General features: G+C 67.0%; 17 protein-coding genes. 9 read left to right on the top strand and 8 right to left on the bottom strand.

The window, feature by feature from the left end; genetic code table 11:
* Nucleotides 1-45: 45 nt before the first annotated feature.
* From IPM49_16360 to IPM49_16330, 7 genes are all read left to right on the top strand, one after another.
* On the top strand, nt 46-1,053 hold the full coding sequence (locus IPM49_16360; GenBank protein ID MBK9276095.1) for a T9SS type A sorting domain-containing protein: 1,008 nt from the start codon (nt 46-48) through the stop codon (nt 1,051-1,053).
* 111 nt (nt 1,054-1,164) lie between these two features.
* Nucleotides 1,165-1,395: a hypothetical protein gene (locus IPM49_16355; protein MBK9276094.1), complete on the top strand. Its 231-nt coding sequence runs from the start codon at nt 1,165-1,167 to the stop codon at nt 1,393-1,395.
* A gap of 191 nt (nt 1,396-1,586) precedes the next feature.
* The gene (locus tag IPM49_16350; protein ID MBK9276093.1) at nt 1,587-2,921 is read left to right on the top strand and encodes a hypothetical protein; all 1,335 of its coding nucleotides are present in this window, start codon (nt 1,587-1,589) and stop codon (nt 2,919-2,921) included.
* A gap of 59 nt (nt 2,922-2,980) precedes the next feature.
* Nucleotides 2,981-5,080 carry a T9SS type A sorting domain-containing protein gene (locus IPM49_16345; GenBank protein ID MBK9276092.1) on the top strand — a complete coding sequence of 700 codons (2,100 nt, stop codon included), beginning with the start codon at nt 2,981-2,983 and terminating at the stop codon, nt 5,078-5,080.
* Nucleotides 5,081-5,139: 59 nt separating this feature from the next.
* Nucleotides 5,140-5,826 (top strand): OmpH family outer membrane protein, encoded by a 687-nt coding sequence (locus IPM49_16340; GenBank protein MBK9276091.1) that lies wholly within the window; start codon nt 5,140-5,142, stop codon nt 5,824-5,826.
* The gene (locus tag IPM49_16335; GenBank protein MBK9276090.1) at nt 5,823-6,377 is read left to right on the top strand and encodes a DUF4924 family protein; all 555 of its coding nucleotides are present in this window, start codon (nt 5,823-5,825) and stop codon (nt 6,375-6,377) included. Before IPM49_16340 ends, IPM49_16335 begins: the two co-directional genes overlap by 4 nt.
* A gap of 59 nt (nt 6,378-6,436) precedes the next feature.
* Entirely contained in the window at nt 6,437-7,978 is a 1,542-nt protein-coding gene (locus IPM49_16330; GenBank protein ID MBK9276089.1) for a hypothetical protein, read from the top strand.
* On the opposite strand, the gene IPM49_16325 is transcribed toward IPM49_16330, so the two are convergent.
* On the bottom strand, nt 7,979-8,476 hold the full coding sequence (locus tag IPM49_16325; protein ID MBK9276088.1) for a hypothetical protein: 498 nt from the start codon (nt 8,474-8,476) through the stop codon (nt 7,979-7,981).
* 93 nt (nt 8,477-8,569) lie between these two features.
* On the opposite strand from IPM49_16325, the gene IPM49_16320 reads away from it, so the two are divergent.
* A complete protein-coding gene (locus IPM49_16320; GenBank protein MBK9276087.1) occupies nt 8,570-11,830 on the top strand; it encodes a PD40 domain-containing protein in 3,261 nt (1,086 codons plus the stop codon).
* A 105-nt stretch (nt 11,831-11,935) separates the two neighbouring features.
* On the opposite strand, the gene IPM49_16315 is transcribed toward IPM49_16320, so the two are convergent.
* The 6 genes from IPM49_16315 to IPM49_16290 all read right to left on the bottom strand — a co-directional run bounded on the left by IPM49_16315 (nt 11,936) and on the right by IPM49_16290 (nt 17,379).
* The gene (locus IPM49_16315) at nt 11,936-12,463 is read right to left on the bottom strand and encodes a transposase (GenBank protein MBK9276086.1); all 528 of its coding nucleotides are present in this window, start codon (nt 12,461-12,463) and stop codon (nt 11,936-11,938) included.
* 159 nt (nt 12,464-12,622) lie between these two features.
* Entirely contained in the window at nt 12,623-13,411 is a 789-nt protein-coding gene (locus IPM49_16310) for a (Fe-S)-binding protein (protein MBK9276085.1), read from the bottom strand.
* A gap of 43 nt (nt 13,412-13,454) precedes the next feature.
* Complete coding sequence (locus IPM49_16305) at nt 13,455-13,874, bottom strand: phosphoheptose isomerase (GenBank protein ID MBK9276084.1); 420 nt, start codon at nt 13,872-13,874, stop codon at nt 13,455-13,457.
* A 23-nt stretch (nt 13,875-13,897) separates the two neighbouring features.
* A complete protein-coding gene (locus IPM49_16300) occupies nt 13,898-15,223 on the bottom strand; it encodes a (Fe-S)-binding protein (protein ID MBK9276083.1) in 1,326 nt (441 codons plus the stop codon).
* Nucleotides 15,220-16,248 carry an MCE family protein gene (locus tag IPM49_16295; GenBank protein MBK9276082.1) on the bottom strand — a complete coding sequence of 343 codons (1,029 nt, stop codon included), beginning with the start codon at nt 16,246-16,248 and terminating at the stop codon, nt 15,220-15,222. Before IPM49_16295 ends, IPM49_16300 begins: the two co-directional genes overlap by 4 nt.
* 9 nt (nt 16,249-16,257) lie before the next feature.
* Complete coding sequence (locus IPM49_16290; GenBank protein ID MBK9276081.1) at nt 16,258-17,379, bottom strand: N-acetylmuramoyl-L-alanine amidase; 1,122 nt, start codon at nt 17,377-17,379, stop codon at nt 16,258-16,260.
* A gap of 157 nt (nt 17,380-17,536) precedes the next feature.
* Here IPM49_16290 and IPM49_16285 point away from each other — a divergent pair, with 157 nt between their 5' ends.
* Complete coding sequence (locus tag IPM49_16285; protein MBK9276080.1) at nt 17,537-19,963, top strand: LPS-assembly protein LptD; 2,427 nt, start codon at nt 17,537-17,539, stop codon at nt 19,961-19,963.
* Here the strand turns inward: IPM49_16285 and IPM49_16280 are convergent, their stop codons facing one another.
* Nucleotides 19,964-20,536 carry an aminodeoxychorismate/anthranilate synthase component II gene (locus IPM49_16280; protein ID MBK9276079.1) on the bottom strand — a complete coding sequence of 191 codons (573 nt, stop codon included), beginning with the start codon at nt 20,534-20,536 and terminating at the stop codon, nt 19,964-19,966.
* Between the last annotated feature and the right edge of the window lie 473 nt (nt 20,537-21,009).

The following is a 21,009-nucleotide window of genomic DNA, read 5'->3' as shown; positions in this document are numbered from 1 at the left end:
ACCGATCGGCCGATCACTTTTTTTTCGGTATCCAAACCACAACCCATGGAACGAACCCTGACCCTCCTCGTTGTGACCGCCTTGTTCGGGAGCGCGCATGCACAGACCTTGGACAACGCGAACGCGGCGCCCACCGCAGGCTTCACGGCGGTGATGAACAACTCCACCTACGCGGCCCCGGGCAATTCCGGTCCGATGCAGACCTGGACCTTCAGCACGCTGACCCCGACGAACAGCTTCTCCATCGACCATGTGACGCCGGCCTCCACGGGCTACCTGAGCAGCTTCCCCGCCGCGACGGTGGCCACCAGCGATCCCAGCGGTGTGTTCGGCTTCTTTCAATACACGGCGCAGGGCGGCTTCCTGCAGGGCTATCACTCCACCACGGCCAACGTGACCATTCCGTACCAGAACGCGGAGCAGATCATGAAGTTCCCGTGCAGCTTCAACACCACCTGGACGGACAACTTCAGCTCCTCGTTCACCACTAGCGGCATCCCCGCCAACCGCACGGGCACCAGCACCGGGATCGCGGACGGCTACGGCACCCTGGTGATGCCCTACGGCACCGTGTCCAATGTGCTGCGCGTGAAGGTGAACCAGGACTACGAGGATGACCTGGGCGCGTTCGGCGTCCTGGACTACCAGGCAGAGACCTACCAATGGTGGAAACCAGGCACGCCGGTCGCCCTTCTGATCGTCAGCACGTTGACCGTGACGAGCAACGGCGTACCCAACACCCAGCAGTTCATGCAGTGGCTGGATGGAGGGCAGGTGGGCCTGGCCGAGGGCAATGACCCCTCCATCGGCATCGACCTGTTCCCGAACCCCGCCGTAGGTCGCACCACCCTGCGCTTCGGTAGCGTGGGCGGCCCGGTCCAGCTCCGCCTCTTCGACCACACGGGTCGTGTGGTGATGGAGCAGGGCCTGCAGGCCGGCATGGGCATCACCGACCACGACCTCGACCTCGGCGGGCTTCCCGCCGGCTTCTACCAGGTGCAGCTCACCGCTCAGGACGGCTCCACAGGCGTCAAGCGGCTGGTGGTGGAGTGACCGGTGGACCGCGACACGGACCGATGGACGGCCGCCCGAAAGGCGGCCGTCCTCGTTCCGGCGAACACTCCGCGCCGCCGCACCGTTGTTCTCTCCGCAACTCCCTTCCCGATGGCCAAGCGCAGCTCCTCCGCCTTCCGCATCCACAGCTACCACACCTCCTTCGCGCCCGCCCCGCAGCGCTTCAGCGTGGTGGTGAAGTACGCCGAGGACGGCGACCCGCGCGAGGGCGAGGTGGAGGTGGACGGTCCCCTGGAGTTCATGGCCGTGCTGCAGCTGCTGCAGATGGGCCCCACCGTGTACCATCCCGACGAGAAGCGCATCAGCAATCTGGCGGCGTGAGGGGGGCCCCGTCCAGAACGGGTTCCCGATCGACCTGGAGATGAAGCGCAGGTGAAGCCCGTGTGGCCTGCCCCGTGGGTCATCAACATCCGATCAGTCGGTTATCAACAGCCCGCACCACGGCGCACGGGCCCGGGTAGCTTCGTGGCCCTTTTGCCGGAGGCCCATGCCCCGGCCCGGCCCCGATGCGCATGTGGCGCCCGCTCCTCCCCTCCCTGGCCGCCCTGGTCGTGGGCCCTGCCCTGCGCGCGCAAGCTCCCTGCACCGACTGGCGCATGATCGTGGACGCCGACGGCGCGGGGCACGAGATCACCTGGGAGGTGCTGGATGCGGCCAGCGGTCTGCCCGTGGCCTCCGGCGGCCCGTACATGAACCACTCGACCAACGTGCAGCTGGTGTGCCTGCCGTTGAACGGCGCCTATCGCCTGGTGGTGCATGACAGCGGCGGCGACGGCATCTGCCCGGGCGGCTATGCGCTGGAGGACCCCTCCGGTGAGCGCGTGATCGACAACCTGGGCAATGGCTGCACCTACGGCGCCCTCAGCGCGTTGAGCAACAACCTGGGCTTCACCAACCCCATCGGGCCGGACCGGATGCTGAACAGCGAGCCGCAGAGCGCCTCCTGTTCGCGCCTCGATTACCTGAGCAACGACTTCTTCATCGCCACGCCGAACCCTGCGGTGAACGCGGCGAACGGCGACGGCTATCAGTTCTGGATCTTCGACCCCAACGGCACCTACAGCCGGCGTGTGTTCCAGAGCGGCGTGGTGTACAACGGCTGGGCGGACGCGGACCCGAACGATGCATGCTACCTCCGCTTCGCCTGGTTCCAGACGAACCCGGTGCCGTTCAACGTGCTGCTCAACATCGCCGTGCGCACCCGCATCAACGGGGTGTTCGGCGAGTTCGGGCCCGTGTGCCAGGCCATGGTGCTGCCCGCCGCCCCGGCCTGCCAGCCCACCCGGCTGGTGGACCATCCGCAGCATCCGGACCTCAGCTGCGGGGTGACGCGCAGCTTCGGCGGCACCGACCAGCTGCACGCCATCTCCCTGGCCGGCGCCACGGACTACCGCTTCCGCTTCGTCACCGACGGTGGAGGCTTCGTGCGGCAGATCGTGAGCGGCGGCGCCACCATCACCCTCAACTGGACCACCCTGCCGTTGAGCGATGGCGCCTACTACGACGTGTCGGTGCAGCCCAGCTTCGACGGCGGGGCCACCTGGTGCCCCTTCGGCCCGGTGTGCACGGTGCTGATCGACAACAGCCAGGCAGCCGCGCCGCGCGCCCAACCGGCCAACGCGGCCGAGGCCCCGCGCGTGCGCACCACGGCGGACGGCGTGGAGCTGTTCCTCTCCGCGGCCTGCAGCTGGCGCGTGCTGGATGTGCAGGGCCGCGTGCTGGCCACCGGGCGCAGCGATGGTGGCGGCTGGCAGGAGATCGCCCTTCGCGGGGCCACACGGGGCGTGCACGTGCTCCAGCTCGCCGGACCGGACGGCCCGCAGGGCCTCCGCTTCCTGCTTCCGTAAGTCGCCCGTGCGCCCTCTGCGCGGCGGTCGTTACCTTCCCGCCACCAAACCCGCTGCGCATGAACCGGACCCTGACCCTCTTCGGCCTGCTCATCCCCCTGGCCGCCTCGGCCGCACAAGGTGGACCCGATACCTACGGCTACATCTGGAAGGACAGCAATGAGCCCGGCGGTCCGGTGTTCAACTGGATCGACATCACCGGCGTCGGCTTCCAGGTGACCGGGCTGGCGGACGACAACGTGGTGGGCCCCTTCGCCATGTTCACCAACATGCCCTACTACTGGTACGACCGCAAGGACGTGTGGATCGGCAGCAACGGCTACATCGCCTTCAACAGCACCAACATCGCCTCGCCCTTTCCCAACATCCCCCAGGCGGGCGGGGCCAACGACTACATCGCCGGGCTCACGGCCGACCTCACCTTCACCGGCGCCGGCAACCCGGGCCAGTGCTGGGTGTACGATACGCCGGACACCACCATCTTCTCCTGGGTGAACGTGCCCTTCTGGAGCGCCACCCCGCCCACCTGGACCGGCAGCAACACCTTCCAGATCATCCTCAACAAGCTCGACAGCACCATCACGGTGCAGATCCTGGAGCAGACCGGCCTCACGCAGAACAACGACCTGCTGCTGGGCATCGAGTGCATCAGCGGCGACATCGGCCTGCAGCACAGTGCCGACGTGTATCCCGTGGGCAACTATGCCATCCGCTACTACGCGCCGCAGGTGCCTCTGCTGGCCATCACCGACGGGGCGGTGCGCTTCGTGGGCGCCGATGGCAGCCGCGGGGTGAGCCTGCAGCGCGATGGTCCCGCCCACCCGCTGGTGATGCAGGTGCGCAACACCGGCAACCAGCTGCTCACCAACGTCACCGCCCAGGCGCAGGTGTTCACGCCCAACAACCAGCTCGCGGTGAGCGATCAGGTGACCATCACGAGCCTGACCCCGGGCGCCGACAGCCTGATCACCTTCCCCATCGCCTTCGCACCCAGCACCAACGGCACCCACCGCTACGTGGGCACCATCAGCGGCATCCCGAACGAGCTCGTCACCACCAACAACACCCGCACCCAGGAGCTGGCCGTGTACGACACCACGCTGGCGGTGCAGCAGGTGCGCTGGAACGGGGGCACCGATGACGGCATCGGCATCGGATGGAACGGGGGCAACGGCGGTGTGGGCGTCTACCTGGACCGCCCGCCCTTCAGCCCCTGCTACGTGACGGGCTACACGGTGCGGCTGGTCACCAACCTCACCCCGGTGGGCATGTACCTGAAGGTCTTCGCCGACGACGGTCCAAACGGCGGGCCCGGCACGCGCATCGACTCCATCTATGTGCAGCCCGCCAACGCGGTGGCCGGCGACCAGGTGCACGCGGTGGGCACCCCCTTCCTTTGGGACCAGGGCGGGCTCTACGTGCAGTGGTACATGGGCGGCAACAACATCAACATCGCGCAGGACATCGCCCCGCCCTTCAGCCTGCACACCTATGAGGTGCTGGACAACGTGTGGGCCGAGTACCGCGACCGCGAGACCACCGACTTCCACCTCGGCCTGCGCGTGGAGCAGCTGCCGGTGTACGACGTGGGCTGCAGCGGCTTCTTCGGCGTGGTGGACGGGCAGGTGGTGACGCAGCCCACCATCGTGCGCACCTGGGTGAGGAACAGCGGCAACCAGGCCGCCAGCGGCTTCCCCGTGAACTACCAGTTCGCCGCCGAGCCCGTTGTGACGCAGACCTTCCCCAGCACCCTGCAGCCCGGCGACTCGCTGCTCTTCACCTTCACCCAACCGCTGCTGCCCACCTCCACGCAGACCGGCAGCTTGTGCGCCTGGAGCGAGTGGACGAGCGACATCACCACGGGCAACGACACGGTGTGCGTGAACCTCGACGTGATCGCCGGCATCGCCGAGCAGGCCTACGCCCTGTTGGAGGTGCGGCCCAATCCGGCGAGCGACCGGGTGACCCTGAGCGGCTTCGGCCACGGCGGGGCCACGGTGGACCTGGTGGACCTGAGCGGGGCGCTCGTGCGCCGCTGGACCCTGACCGCAGGGGCCAACGCCACCCTCGCGCTGGACGGCGTTGCGCCCGGCACCTACCTCTATCAACTGACGGCCGCGGACCGGGTGTTCACCGGTAAGCTGGTGGTCCACCGCTAGCGCACAGCGTCCGTACCTTTGGAGCGCCCCGGCACCGGGGCGCTCTTTTTTCGCACCGCATGGACCGCAAGCTGGGACCGATCCTCATCGGCTGGAACGTCATCCTCACCGCCCTCATCGCCTGGGCCCTGCTGGGCCGTGGCGGCTCCGGCACGCCCGAGGCCGCATCCCTCGAGGCGGACAGCAGCGCCACCGCCTTCATCGCCCCGCCCGATACCGGCGCGCTGGTGGACGCCCGCATCGCCTACTTCTTCATGGACTCGGTGCAGGAGCGCTACGAGCTGGTGAAGGAGCGCGGCGCGGCCTTCCGCAACGAAGGCAAGCGCCTGGAGGGCAACCTGCAGAGCGAGCTGGCCAAGGCCCAGGGCCGGTACGAAGAGCTCATGCGCAAGGACCACACCTACAGCACCCAGGCCGAAGTGAAGGCCGATGAGCAGGAGGTGCAGGCGTTGATGGCCCGCATCCAGGAGATGCAGGCCCGTGGCGAACGCCAGATGGCCGAGATGGAGGTGCGCATGCTGGAGGAGATCAGCAACGAGATCATGGCCTTCCTCACCGACTACAACAAGGCCGCCCGGCACGACTACATCTTCAGCGTGCAGAGCGGAGGCCAGATCTGGGTGGGCAACCCGTCCCTCAACATCACCGAACAGGTGATCGCCGGCCTGAACGCCCGCCACCGCGCCGCGCGCGCGGGCGCCCCCCCGCAGGCCCCGGCCGGTGCCAAGCCCGCATCCGCCCCATGAACGAACGCCTCCGCCAGGAGCGGCAGGACAACGTGGCCGCCTATGTGGTGCGCATGTGGCACCTGGAGGATGTGCTGCGCGCGGTGCGGTTCGACCCCGAGGCCATCCGCACCCGGCTGGTGGAACCCATGGACGTGGACGCCGAACAGAAGCGCCTCGCCCAGGCGTGGTACACCGACCTGGCCGAGCGCATGGTGCAGGAAGGCCTCAGCCGCCAGGGCCACCTGCCGGAGGTGAACGAGGCCATCACCGACCTGGAGGCGCTGCACCACGCCCTGCTGAACGTGCTGGAGGACCCCACCTACGTGCGCCGCTACATGGATGCCCGGGAGGACATCGACAGCCTGAACCGCCAGCGCGAGGACGAGGAGCCCGTCGGTGTGGTGGAGACCTGCTTCACCGGCCTCTACGGCGTGATGCTGCTGCGCGCCCAGGGGCGCGAGGTGAGCGAGGCCACCCGCGCCGCCGACGCCCGCATCCGCGCCCTGCTCGAAGCTCTCAGCACCCACTACCGCCACATGCGGAAGCTGCCCGGCGTGAGCCTCAACTGAGCACCGCCGATCTTCGCACCGGCCGTCCCCTGGCACGGTCCTCGCCGGTCACGCCCCCCATGCGCTCCGCTCCGCTGCTGTTCCTCCCCGCGCTGCTGCTCCTCCCCGGGACGGCGGAAGGCCAGGACACCGCGCGCATCGAGGTGCTCAACGCCGACGTGTGGCGCTTCGACGAGGTCATCGCCCCCGGCGCCCAGCGCCTCCAGGGCCACGTGCGCTTCCGCCACGCCGGCGCCCTGATGTCGTGCGACAGCGCCTGGCTCTACGAGGACCAGCGGGTGAAGGCCTTCAACAACATCCGCATCCTGCACGGCGATACGCTGACCATCACCGGACGGCAGCTGGACTACGAGGCCGCCCGGCGCAGGGCCGTCCTCAGCGGCGGTGTGCGCCTCGCCGACCCGGGCAGCACGCTGGACACCGAGCAGCTGGTGTACGACCTGCGCGCGCGGGCCGCCACCTACACCGGCGGAGGCACCCTGGTGAGCCTGCGGCAGGGCGACACGCTCACCAGCCGCCAGGGCACCTACCTCACCGGCGAGCAGCGCTTCATCTTCACCGGCGATGTGCGGCTGCGCCATCCGGAGCGCAGCATCACGGCGGACACGCTGCACTACCTCACCCCCACCGCCACCGCCGAGTTCCACGGGCCCACGGTGATCGCCCAGGCCGACAGCCGCATCACCTGCGTGGCCGGCACCTACGACACGCGTGACCGCCGGGCCCGCTTCACGCAGCGCGCCACCATCACCACCGAGGGCCAGGAGCTGAGCGGCGACAGCGTGCACTACGACGGAGTGGATGGCATCGGCCTGGCCTGGGGCGACGTGGTGGCCGTGGACACCGCCAACGGCACCACCGTGCTGGGCGATCGGGGACGGCACGACCAGCGGAACGGACACAGCTTCGTCACCGGGCGCGCGCGGCTGCTGATGCGCTCCGGGGAGGACACCCTCTTCCTGCACGCCGACACCCTGTTCGCCGCGCCGGACACCGTGCCGGACAAGCGCCGCATCACCGCGCGCCGGGGCGTCCGCCTCTACCGCAGCGACCTGCAGGGCGTGTGCGACACCCTGGTGTACACCACGGCCGACAGCCTGATCCGCATGGTCCACCGCCCCGTGCTCTGGAGCGGTCGCGACCAGGTCACCGCGCACCACATCCGCATCCAGCTCGCCAACGGCCGCGTGGACCGTCTCTTCGCCGAGGGCGATGCCTTCATGGCCGCGCGGGTGGACAGCACCCACTTCGACCAGGTGAGCGGCCGCACCATGACCGGCTTCTTCGTCAACGACGAACTGGACCGCCTGCTCACCGAAGGCAACAGCCGCACCCTCTACCACGCCACCGAAACGCGCGACTCGGTGAGGACCATCGTGGGCGTGAACCGGGCGGATTGCGCGCGTCTGCTGGTGCGTGTCCGCGACGGCGAGGTGGCCAGCGTCACCTTCCTCACCCAGCCCGACGCCGTGCTCTATCCGGTGGACCAGGTGCCGATGGAGGACCGCATGCTGCCCGGATTCGCCTGGCGCGAGGGCGAGCGGCCCCGGGACCGCGATGACATCCTGCGCCGATCGGAGGGCCCGGACACCGTGCCCTGATCAGAGGAAGCGCTTCATCCAGCTGTCCGCCAGCCGCACGCGGAAGCGCTCGCGCAGATCGCCCACCGTGGCCACCAGGTCGTCGAACACGATGGTGTCCAGCCCGATGAGGCCCTCGGCCAGCAGCCCCGGCAGTTCCTGGAGCCGGACGCTCTGCACCCGCCCCTCGCGCTCCACCACCACCACCATGCGGTCGGTGAGCATCAGGTTGAGGTCCTGCTCCAGCTGCTTGATGAAGCCCACGCTCTTGTCGATGCTGCATCCGCTCGCCTGGGCCTGCACCTCGTCCACCGCCACCACCACGAACCGGTCGTGCAGCACGTCCACGCACGCGTCCAACGGCGCGCCGTGGGCCGCCCACGTGGAGGTGAACGCCGCTCCACGCTCGCGGATGAGCTTCTGCTCGGCCTGCCCGAGGTCGCGCGCCGCCTTGTACACCCACGCCCGCGCATGCGCCGGCATGTCCATGATCGACCGGGTCCGTTGTGCCGCTTGCATGATGCAAAGGTGTGAACGTTCCGTACCACTGGACGCCTGCGGTCCATCCGTCGTTCACCGCAAAGCGTCGATCTTTCGTCATTCCTTGCGATCATGAACCGTGCCATCCTCCGTTCCGCGCCCGTGGCGCTCCTGCTTCTTCCCACCCTGCTCCGCGCCCAGCAGGACACCGCGCGCTGGCTGCGCAACGCCGCCATCAGTCCGGACGGGCGCACCATCGCCTTCTGCCACCAGGGCGACATCTGGCGCGTGCCTGCCGAGGGTGGCGACGCCGTGCCGCTCACCACCAACGAGGCTTACGACCACACCCCGGTGTGGAGCCACAACGGCCGCTTCATCGCCTTCTCCAGCACACGCCACGGCAACAACGATGTGTTCGTGATGCCCGCCACGGGCGGCGCCCCCACACGCCTCACCTTCCATGGCAACGGCGAGGTGGCCTCGTGCTTCTCGCCGGACGATGCGCAGGTGCTCTTCTACGGAACGCGCCAGGACGATGTGCGGCATCAGCAGTTCCCGGTGGGCGGCATGGGCGAACTGTACACGGTGCCCGCACAGGGCGGCCGTCCGCTGCAGGTGAGCACCATTGCCATGCAGAACGCCCGCTACAGCCCCGACGGGCGGCTCATCGCCTACCACGACCGCAAGGGCTACGAGGACAACTGGCGCAAGCACCACACCTCATCGGTGACCCGTGACGTGTGGACCTTCGAACCGGCCAGCGGTGCGTACCGCCAGCTCACCTCCTTCGCCGGCGAGGACCGCGACCCCGTGTGGAGCCGCGACGGCGCCAGCCTCTACTACCTCAGCGAGGAGAGCGGCTCCTTCAACGTGCACAAGATGCCCGTCACCGGAGGGACCGGCGTCCAGGTCAGCCGCTTCACCGACCACCCGGTGCGCTACCTCAGCATCAGCGACGGCGGGGTGCTCTGCTTCAGCTTCCGCGGCGAACTGTACACCATGACCGATGGTGGCGTGCCGCAGCGGGTGCCCATCCGCATCAACACCGATGGCCGCTATGATCCGGAACGCACGATCGATGTGGGCAAGGCCGATGAGCTCGCGGTGAGCCCCAACGGCAAGGAAGTGGCCTTCGTTCACCGCGGCGAGGTCTTCGTCACCTCCGTGGCCGAAGGCACCACGCGCCGCATCACCAACACCCCCGCACAGGAACGCAACGTGAGCTTCAGTCCTGACGGGCGCAGCATCCTCTACGCCAGCGAGCGCGGTGAAAGCTGGGACCTGTACACCACGAGCCTGACGCGGAAGGAGGAGAAGTACTTCTTCCATGCCACGGTGCTCAAGGAGGAAGCCCTGCTGTCCACCCCGGCGGAGGAGTTCCAATGCGCCTACTCGCCGGACGGCAAGGAGGTGGCCTACCTCGAGGAACGCACCACCCTGAAGGTGCTGAACCTCGCCTCGAAGCGCACCCGCGTGATCCTGCCCGGCGACCTCAACTACAGCTATGCCGATGGCGATCAGTGGTACCAATGGAGCCCGGACAGCAAGTGGTTCGTCGTGGGCTTCCTGCACAAGGAACAATGGATCGGACAGGTCGGCATCGTCAGTGCCGAGGGGGGGAAGGAAGTGTTCGACCTCACCCGCAGCGGGTATGGCGGCGACATGCCCCGCTGGGCCATGAACGGCGAAGCCATCGTGTTCCTCAGCGCCCGTGATGGCCAGAAGAACCACGCCAGCTGGGGCGGCGAGGCGGATGCCTATGCGTACTTCCTCACCCGCAAGGCCTACGACCGCTTCAGGCTCAGCAAGGAGGAGGCCGCCCTGCTGAAGGAGGAGGAGGACAAGAAGAAGAAGGAGGAGGAGGAGAAGGGTGGCGACAAGGCGAAGAAGGAGAAGGACAAGAAGGAAGGCGGAAAGGCGGACGACAAGCCCGAGGACGTGAAGCCCATCACCATCGAGTTCGACGGCCTGCGGGAGCGGAAGGTGCGGCTGACCCCGAACAGCAGCGCCTTGAGCGACGCCCTGCTGAGCAAGGATGGCGAGAAGCTCTACTACCTGGCCGCCTTCGAGAAGGGCACCGACCTCTGGCAGTACGAGATCCGCACGCGCGAGGCCAAGATCCTGAACAAGATGGGCGATGGCTGGGCGAGCGGCCTCACCTGGGACAAGGAGGGCAAGCAGCTCTTCTACCTGAACAACGGCGGCATCAACCGGTACGACATCGAGAAGAACGAGAACAAGAGCGTGGGCATCAGCGGCGAGATGGTGCTGAACGAGAACGCCGAGCGCGCCTACCTCTTCGAGCACATCTGGCGGCAGGTGAAAAAGAAGTTCTACCGCACGGACCTGCAGGGCGTGGACTGGGACAGGTACAAGGCCGAATACCAGCGCTACCTGCCGCACATCAACAACAACTTCGACATGGCCGAGCTGTGCAGCGAGATGCTCGGCGAGCTCAACGCCAGCCACACCGGCGCCGGCTTCCGGCACGAGGTGCCCAACGGCGACGAGACCGCCAGCCTGGGCTGCTTCTTCGCCAACGAGGCCGGTCCGGGTCTGCGCATCGTGGAGATCATGCCGAAAAGCCCCCTGATCCAGCAGGCCACCAAGATCAAGGCCGGCCATGTGATCGAGAACGTGGACGGGGTGCCCGTCACGGCGGACATGGATTGGGCGAAGCTCTTCAACCGCAAGGGTGGCAGGCCCATGCTGCTGAGCCTGTACGACCCGAAGGCCGGCACCCGATGGGAGGAGACGGTGAAGCCGCTGGAGGAAGGCGCCGATCGCGACCTCCTTTACCAGCGCTGGGTGGAACGCTGCCGCCACCTGGTGGACAGCCTCAGCGGCGGCGCGCTCGGCTACGTGCACGTGCAGGGCATGAACGACCACAGCTTCCGCGTGGTGTACGAAGAGGCCCTGGGCCGATACCACGACAAGAAGGGCCTGGTGGTGGACACCCGCTTCAACGGCGGCGGCTGGCTGCACGACGACCTGGCCACCTTCCTGAACGGCAAGACCTACATGACCTTCCTGCCGCGCGGCCAGAAGCTCGGTACTGAACCCCACTTCAAGTACCAGCGGCCCAGTGTGGTGGTGATGAGCGAGAGCAACTACAGCGACGCGCACATGTTCCCGGTGACCTACCGCGCCCTGGGCATCGGCAAGCTGGTGGGCATGCCCGTGCCCGGTACCGGCACCGCCGTGTGGTGGGAAGGCCTGCAGAACGGCATGTGGTTCGGCATCCCGCAGGTGGGCATGGTGGACAACGCCGGCAACTACCTGGAGAACCAGCAGCTCGATCCCGACGTGAAGCAGACCTTGGACCCTGGCCTGGTTTCACAAGGGCGCGATCAGCAGCTGGAGGTGGCGGTGAAGGTATTGCTGGGGCCGTAGAGGCGACGTTCACCTCGCCCATATCTGGGGCAGTATGGGCGAGGTTCACGTCGCCTGGCTGTTCGGGCAGTGGTCGCCCACCATCCTTTTCCTCACCCACTGGCATCATCCCATCATCGACGGATGCCTTTGGATATAGCCTGTAATGCGCTGGAACGACCGTTCATTACGGATAATGACATCGTGATAGCCGCGCTGCCAAAGACCGCGGATCACATAAGACCTGGACAGGTTCATGGCACGGACCACACCTGCACGATATGCTCCTATGATCGCTCCCAACGATCCGGGAGCCGGTCCATTGGGCCGGTGATCCTTACGGACCAGGGCCGAACGGACAGGCCGTTCGATGAGTTCCACGATGCCATGGATATGGTCGGGCATGATGGTGAACGCATGTAACCGAACATGGCCATGATGTTCCGGAATGGTGATCCAGTGCTCCTTGGCGAGCCGGCCGTTCGCGTTCAGATGCATGCAGCCATCGCGAATCTCACCGAACCAACGATGCCTTGCTTTGGTGTTGAAGGTGACGAAGTAAATGCCCGGTGATGCGTAGTCATGTGTCCGCGATCGCATGGAACGACGCTGGTGTCGTTCAGGATCGAACACGGGTGGTCTTGGCTCGAGCATGGGCCAGCAGTGTCCTCGACCACCAAATTAGCCGGCACGGTTAACCGACCTTGGAAATGCCATAGTTCGTGAGGGGAGTTCGGAGATGGCTTCGCGGGACACATTGCCGACGATCGCCGGGACTTTCATCGCGAAGATGCGGCGACGTGAACGTCGCCGTTACAGGTCCCCCGCCTCCGCTATCAGCTCGGCCACATCCAGCACCTGCACCTTCCCCTCCTGGTTGAACTTCTTCACGCCGTCGGTGAGCATGGTGTTGCAGAACGGGCAGCCGGCGGCGATGACGTCCGGTGAGGCGGCCAGCGCCTCCTCGGCACGCTCGTGGTTCACCTCGCGCGTGCCGGGCTCGGCCTCCTTGAACATCTGCGCGCCACCCGCCCCGCAGCACAGGCCGTGCGCCCGACTGCGCTTCAGCTCCACCAAGGCGGCGTCCAGCTTCAGCAGCACCTCGCGCGGGGCCTCGTACTCGCCGTTGCCGCGGCCCAGGTAGCAGGGATCGTGGAAGGTGATGCGCCTGCCTTTGAAGTCGCCGCCCTCGACCTTGATGCGGCCCTCCTTCAACAGCGCGTTGATGAACTGCGTGTGGTGCATCACCTCGTAGCTGCCGCCCAGCGCCGGGTACTCGTTCTTCAGCGTGTTGAAGCAGTGCGGGCAGGCGGTGACGATGCGCTTCACCCCGTAGCCGTTGAGCACGGCGACGTTCTGAAGGGCCTGCATCTGGAACAGGAACTCGTTGCCGGCCCGGCGCGCGGGATCGCCCGTGCAGGTCTCCTCGGTGCCCAGCACGGCGAACTTCACCCGGGCCGCGTTCAGGATGCGGACGAAGGCCTTGGTGATCTTGCGCGCCCGGTCGTCGAAGGCACCGGCGCAGCCCACCCAGAACAGCACTTCGGGCGTTTCGCCGGCGGCCATCATCTCGGCCATGGTGGGGATGCGGAGGTCGCTCATCGGGGTTGTTCAGCGGGTCGACCCGGTGGGTCGACGCTACGGTTCATTCAAAAACCTGCACGGTGCGGCGCTTCTCCACCAGGTCCGTGAAATGCCCTTCGTACCGGGTGGCCCTCACCTCGCGGTCGTCGATCCAGTGGTAGTTGCCGCCGCGGGGCTTGCCCATCACCATGCCGTGGTACCTGAACCCGTGCTTCGTCAGCCAGGCCTCGGTGACCGCGCGGTGCTCCTCGGTGCGGCTGGTGAAGAAGGTGATGATGTGGCCAGCTTCGAACCAGGCGTTGAGCTTTGCCAACGCCTCGGGGAACACCTCCGCATCGGCCATCCGCCACGGCTCCTCGTTGGGGATGTCCTCGCAGATGGTGCCGTCGATGTCGATCAGGAAGTTCTTCATCCCCGGCGGCAGCTTCGGGCTCACCCGCTTGCCGTTCTCGGTGGTCTCGATCAGGGTGGGCTTGCTCATGGCTCGCGTATGATGTGCGTCGATCAGGACCGGGCCCAGTCCATGCGTTTGTCCGCACCGAAGGCCCAGGGGGCGCCGTTGTTCTCCACGTTGTTGAACATGCCGGTGAGGGCGGCGCGCGTGCTGCTCTCCTCCATCACCTTGTAGCGGCGCATCTGCATGATGATGTCCACCGGGTCGATGTTGACCGGACAGGCCTCGGTGCAGGCGTTGCAGGTGGTGCAGGCCCACAGCTCCTCCTCGCTGATGCGGCTGTGCAGGCTGGCCCCGTCGTCCTCCCACCTCCCCTTCGCGTCGATCACCCGGCCCACCTGCTCCACGCGGTCGCGGGTGTCCATCATGATCTTGCGGGGGCTGAGCAGCTTGCCGGTGAGGTTGGCCGGGCATTCGCTGGTGCAGCGGCCGCACTCCGTGCACGTGTAGGCATCGAGCAGGTTCTTCCAGCTGAGGTCGAACACGTCCTTCGCGCCGAAGCGCTCGGCCATCTCCACCCCGGCCACGGTGCGCGCGGGCGCGGCGGCAGGCGGCGGCACCGAGGGGTCCAGCATGCTGCGCACCTCCCCGGTGATCCGCGGCATGTTGGCCACCTGGGTCTTCGGCTCCAGCTTGCCGTACCACGTGTTGGGGAAGGCGAGCAGGATGTGCAGATGCTTGCTCACCACCAGGTAGTTCAGGAAGGCCAGGATGCCCACGATGTGGAACCACCAGCAGAAGCGCTCCACCGCCACCAGGCCCCCATCGCTCAGCCCGGACAAGGCCGGGGCCAGCAGGCCGCTCACCGGAAAGGCGCCGGCCACCACGTAGTGCGCCACGCCACGCTGCTGCAGCGTCAGGTCCGCCGCGTTCATGGTGAGGAAGGCGCTCATCAGCAGGATCTCGGTCACCAGGATGATCATGGCGTCCTGCGAGGGCCAGCCCTTCATCTCCGGCTTGTGGAAACGCGGCAGCCGCAGCACGGCGCGGCGCGCGATGAAGCCGATGCACGCCACCAGCACGCCCAGCGCCAGCACCTCGAAGCTTCCGATGAGCACATCGTACAGGCCGCCCAGGAAGGCGAACACGCGGTGGGTGCCGAACACGCCGTCGATCACGATCTCCAGCACTTCGATGTTGATGATGACGAAGCCGGCGTAGATGAGGATGTGCAGGAAGCCCGCCACCGGGCGCACCACCATCTTGCTCTGGCCCAGGGCCACGCGCGCCATCACCGCCCAGCGCTCGGCGGGCCGGTCGGTGCGGTCCTCGTCGCGCCCCAGCAGGATGTTGCGGCGGATGCGCATCACCTGCCGCCCGAACCAGGCGCCGGCGGCCGCCAGCAGCACCACGAAGACGATCTGCCCGATGCTCATTCCTTGGTCCCGTTGCGCACGGCGTCACCGATGCGTTGCACGTCGCTGTCGCTCAGCTTCGGCAGCTTGTCCTTCTTCCCGAACACGGAAACATGCACGTAGCGGTTCGGGTTCAGCCGCACATCCTCCAGCAGCAGGTCGAGCTCGTTGCTGGCCCGCTCCAGGTTGCGGTACAGGCTGTCGTTGGCCATCAGCTGGCCCAGCGTGCCGTTGCCCTCGCGCAGGCCGCCCATGATGGTGCGCGCCTCGGCCATGGTGCTGTCCAGGGAGGACAGCGTGCGCTGGATGCTGCCGTTGGCCAGCGTGGCGGCGGTGGTGTCGAGGTTCTGCAGGATGCGGGTGATCTGCACGTTGTTGTTGCGCAGGTTGCCGCTCACGCTCTCCAGGTTGCCCAGCGTGGCGCTGATGGTCTGGCGCTCCACGGCGATGAGCTGGTTGAGCTGCTGGGCGGCCTTGTCCAGGGATTCCAGCGTGGACCGGATGCTGGACAGGCTGCTGTCGATGTCGTTGCGGGCCTTGGGGTTCAGCACCTGCTGGAAGGCGGTGAGCACCGAATCGACGCTCACCAGCATGGTCTCCGCCTTGCGCTTGAGCGGATCGATCTGCTGGCCCAGCGCCTCGGTGAGGCCCGGGGTGACGTCGCCGATGAGCGTATCGCCGGGCTCGGCCAGCACCGCGCTGTCGCCCAGCATCAGCTCGGTCCACTTGTTCAGCAGGTCGCCCTTGATGCGGATGCGGGTGTCCCGCGGGAGTTCCAGCCCGTCCTCGTTCAGTTGGAAGGAGACCACGATGAGGGCACCGGGGCCGGGCAGCAGGTCGGTGCGCACCACGCTGCCCACCTTGTAGCCGTTCAGCAGCAGCGGCGAGGTCTCGGCGATGCCGGAGATGTCCGTGTACACGGCGTGGTACACGTTGCGCCGCTGCAGCAGGTCAAGCCCCTTGAGGTAGTTGACGCCGAAGACCAGGAGCAGCGCTCCAGCGATGACCATCAGGGCGATGGAGTACTCCCGTTTGAGCTTCGGCAATGCCTGTCGTTATTGGCTCTGGGCGAATTTAACGGCTTCCTGCAGATCGATCCGGACGCCATCGCGGAAGGCCACGATGAAGGCGCCGTCGTATCCCTTGTCGCGGCACAGCTTCTGCACGGCCCGCGCCCGCTCCAGGGAGGGCTCATCGCCCACCGTGTAGCGGTACAGTTCGTTGCCGCGGTGCTCCTCGACCCCCTCCAGCCCCTTGAAGTTCTTCGCCGTGGGCTCGATGCGCTTGCTGGAGGTGACCACCTGCACCTTGAAGCGCACGCCCGAGGTGGCGGGCCCGGGCATCGGCGGCGCGGGCTTCTCCACCACCGGGGCCGGCGTGGTGAGCTCCACGCCCTCCACGGTGGCCTTGTACTCCTTGAAGGCCCGGTAGATGGCCGAGGCCATGTAGTCCTGACCCTGCTCGCCCTGCAGGAAGTCCTCCTCGGTGGCGTTGGTGAGGAAGCCCAGTTCGATGAGCACGCTGGGCATGGTGGTGTAGCTGATCACCAGGAAGCCGGCCTGCTTCACCCCGCGGTCCGGACGCCCCACGCGGTCCTTGAACTGCTTCTGGATGAGCGCGCTGAGCAGCAGGCTGTGGTCCAGGTGCACGTTCTGCCGCAGGCTCAGCGCGATCATGCTTTCCGGGTCGTTGGGGTCGTAGCCGTCGTACTTCAGCTCGTGCCCGTCCTCCAGCAGGATGGCCGCGTTCTCCTTCTGGGCCACCTTCATGTTGGCCTCGGTCTTGTGCAGGCCCATCACGTAGGTCTCGCAGCCGTGCGGGTCCTTGTTGTCGTTGGCGTTGCAGTGGATGCTGATGAAGACATCGGCCTTGGCCCGGTTGGCGATGTTGCAGCGTTCGCGCAGCTCGATGAAGCGGTCGTCCTCGCGGGTGTACACCACCTTCACGTCGGGAAAGGCCTCGGAGATGTACTTGCCCAGCAGCTTGGTGACGTTGAGGGACACGTGCTTCTCGGTGGTCTTGTAGCGGCCGGTGCCGAGGTTGCCGGGGTCCTTGCCGCCGTGGCCGGCATCGAGCACCACCGTGCGGATGCGGTTGACATCGCCCGCCGCCGGGCCCTGTGGCATGGTCCGTGCAGGCAGCAGCAGCGCCGCGCACGCGGCCAGCCCGATGCGCATCACCGCCCTGGCGGCCGGGGAAGCCCCCCGGACGCGAAGCCCTATTTTCGGCCCGCGAATGGCGCCGGCGCGATGCATCTCCTCCACAGGGCGCGAAACTAGCGGGGTCCTGCGGCGGGGCCGGTCCTGGGGTGTCGCATTTTTCATCACGCTCCTGTTGGTTGCCGGAGGGCCGTCGGCGCTGGGCCAGGCGCTGGACGCCCCGGTGTCGTACAGCGCCCGCGACAGCATCCGGTACGACCTGCAGCAGCAGATCGTGTACCTCTTCGGGGCGGCCCAGGTGCAATACAAGGGCGTGGCGCTCACGGCCGACCGCATCGAATACCACTTCAAGAACGAGGAGGCCCGCGCCCATGGTGTGCCCGACAGCACCGGCACGGTGGTGGGCAAGCCCGCCTTCGACCAGGAGGGCCACCGCATCGAGGCCGACAGCATCCGCTACAACTTCCGCACACAGAAGGGGCTGATCAAGGAGGTGCGCACCAGCGAGCAGGAGACCTACGTGCAGGCCCGCGTCAGCAAGCGCCACGGAGACGGCGAGGTGCACAGCAAGGGCGGCCTGCTCACCACCTGCGACCGGCCCCGGCCGCACTACCACTTCCGCGCCAGCCGCATGATGGTGATCCCCGACGACAAGATCGTCACCGGTGCCGCCGTGATGAAGGTGGGGCCCGTGCCCACCCCCATCGCCATCCCCTTCGGCTTCTTCCCCAACAAGCGCGGCGGCACCAGCGGGGTGCTGATGCCCACCTACGGGGAGAGCCCCACCCTGGGCTTCTTCCTGCTCAACGGCGGCTACTACCGGCTGCTGGGCGAGCACGCGGACCTGAGCGTGACGGGCGACATCTACAGCCGCGGCAGCTGGGCCCTGCGCGCCAGCACCCGCTACCGCACCCGCTACCGCTACAGCGGCGCCCTGCAGCTGGACCACAGCACGCAGCGCAACAGCATCCCCGACTTCCCCGACTTCAGCCGGCAGCGCAACTTCTTCGTGAAGTGGAACCACACGATTGACACCCGCGCCAGCCTGAGCGACCGCTTCACGGCCAGCGTGCACCTGGGCACCAGCAACAACTTCCGGAACAACTTCAACAGCAGCACGATCGATTACCTCAGCAACACCTTCCAGAGCAACATCGGCTGGACGCACCTGTGGCCGGGCAGGCCCTTCACACTGGCGGTGAACCTGCGGCACGCCCAGAACACCGGCAACCGCTCCTTCAACCTCACGGTGCCCGCGCTCACCTTCAACATGAGCCGCGTGCTGCCCTTCCAGCGCCGCGTGTCCACCGGGCGGTGGTATGAGCAGATCGGCGTGGCCTACGCACTGGCCTTCGACAACCAGCTGAACACCACCGAGGAACGCCTCTACTGGGCCAACCTGCCCACCCTGATGCGCGAACTGCGCAACGGCGTGCGCCAGGGCGCCACCCTCAGCTCCGCCTTCAAGACGCGCTTCTTCACGGTGAACCCGGAATTCACCGTCACCGAGCGCTGGTACTTCGAGCGGTTGCGCCAGGAGTACTACACCGAAGGCGACACCGTGCTCACCAACGAGGTGCCGGGCTTCGCGCGCAACGGCGACTGGGTGGCCGCCGCTACTATGACCAGCAAGCTGTACGGCATGTATCAGTTCAGCGGCGGCTGGTTGAAGGCCGTGCGGCATGTGGTGACGCCGAGCGTGCGGCTGAGCTACCGCCCCGACCTGGACCCCACGGTGGACGTGTTCGCGCCGGACGGTTCGGTGGCCTCCACCTACAACCCCTACGCGAACGGGATCTATGGCTCGTCGCCTGCGGGCGAGAGCGGGCTGGTGGGCCTGGGCCTCATCCAGAGCCTGGAGGCCAAGGTGCGCAACGCCAAGGCCGGTGAGGAGGACCAGCAGGCCTTCCGCAAGGTGAAGCTGCTCGACTTCGTGGGGCTGAACACCAGCTACGACTGGATCCGCGACTCGCTGAACTGGTCGCCGGTGAACCTGAGCGCGCGCACCACCCTGCTGAACCGCGTGAACGTGAACTTCGTGAGCGTGTGGGACCCCTACGCGGTGAACCCGCTCGGGCAGCGCATCGACCGCGCCGAGGTGGACCGCAGCGGCGCCCTCGCCCGCCTCACCACCATGAACGTGGCGGTGGGCTTCGACCTCAAGAGCAAGCGCTACGGCCAGGCCCCCGCTGCGCCCGGCGAGCAGCCCGTGGTGGGCGAATCGGACCCCAACAAGGGCGCCGCCATCGACTTCAACATGCCCTGGCGCCTCAGCGTCAACTACAGCTACGACCTCAACCCCAGCTACGTGGACGGCATCGAGGACCAGGAGCGGCAGAGCGTGCTCTTCAACGGCGACGTCACCCTGTTCAAGTACTGGAAGCTCGGCGTGTCCAGCGGTTACGACGTGGTGGCCGGCGAGTGGACGCCGAGCTCATTGAACCTGTACTGGGACCTGCACTGCTGGGAGTTTAACGTGAACTGGATCCCCAACGGCATCCGCCAGAGCATCAGCCTGCAGCTGAACGTGAAGGCCAGCGTGCTGCGCGACCTGCGCTACCAGTGGACGCGGCCCATCGGCAACGACGACCTGCTGCGCTGATCACGCGGCCGGCGTGGACAGCCAGTTGCGGATGATGCGTCCGCCTTCGAGCGTGAGCACGCTCTCCGGATGGAACTGCACGCCGCAGGCCGGAAAACGCGTGTGACGGACCGCCATGATCACACCGTGCTCGCTGCGGGCGGTGATGCGCAGCTCGGCCGGCAGCGTGGCGGGATCGGCGGCCCAGCTGTGGTAGAGGCCCACGGGGAACCGCTCGGGCAGCCCGGCGAAGAGCGGGTCGCGCGGCTCCTCCGGAAGGCAGTCCACCGGCACGCCGTGCATCACGCGGGCCTGGTTGTACAACGTGCCGCCGCACAGCTCCACCAGCGCCTGCATGCCCAGGCACACGCCCAGCACGGGGTGCGTGGGCAGCAGCGCGCGCAGCAGCGCCATGGTGATGCCCGCCTCGGCCGGCAGGCCCGGGCCCGGGGAGATGACGATGCGGTCGTAGCGCGCCGCCTCGTCCACCGTGATCGCATCGTTCAGCACCACGTCCACCAAGGCGTGCGGCGCCAGCAGGTGCTGCAGGTTCCAGGTGAAGCTGTCGTAGTTGTCGAGCAGGAGGATGCGCACGGCGGCGCGAAGATCGTGCGGAGGCGGATGCACGGTCCGAGAGTTGGTCGGGCTTGGACCCGGGCGGGGAAGGGAAGGTTCCGCTGCTCCTCATGGAAGATCGAATACGCAGGTTCGGTCGCTGACCCGAACAGCCACTATCTTCAGGTCGTCGATCATCCACATGGCTCGCCTACCGCATAGTGCGCGGAACCCGTTCGGAAGCTCCTCTGCGGAACTGAATGCCCGTCCATTCTCTTTGTGGCAATTGGTCTGGGATACGCGCAAGATGCCCCCCGGGGTATACATCGTGGAACTCCTGGGCACTTCGGGTTCCCTTGTGCGTGCTCGTTTCGTCGTGCAACCATGAGGTCGGCACCAACCATCCTAGCGGTATGCGGTGCGGTGGTATGCTGCGCTCAACAACCATTTGATCTGGACACTGCGTTTCGAACAGAGATCGAAAGAACCAATGTGAATTCGATCGCAACACT

It is taken from the genome of Flavobacteriales bacterium (assembly GCA_016715895.1).
GTDB lineage: Bacteria > Bacteroidota > Bacteroidia > Flavobacteriales_F > PHOS-HE28 > PHOS-HE28.
The sequence above is the reverse complement of the archived record's forward strand: the minus strand, read 5'-3'. Positions and strand labels throughout refer to the sequence as shown.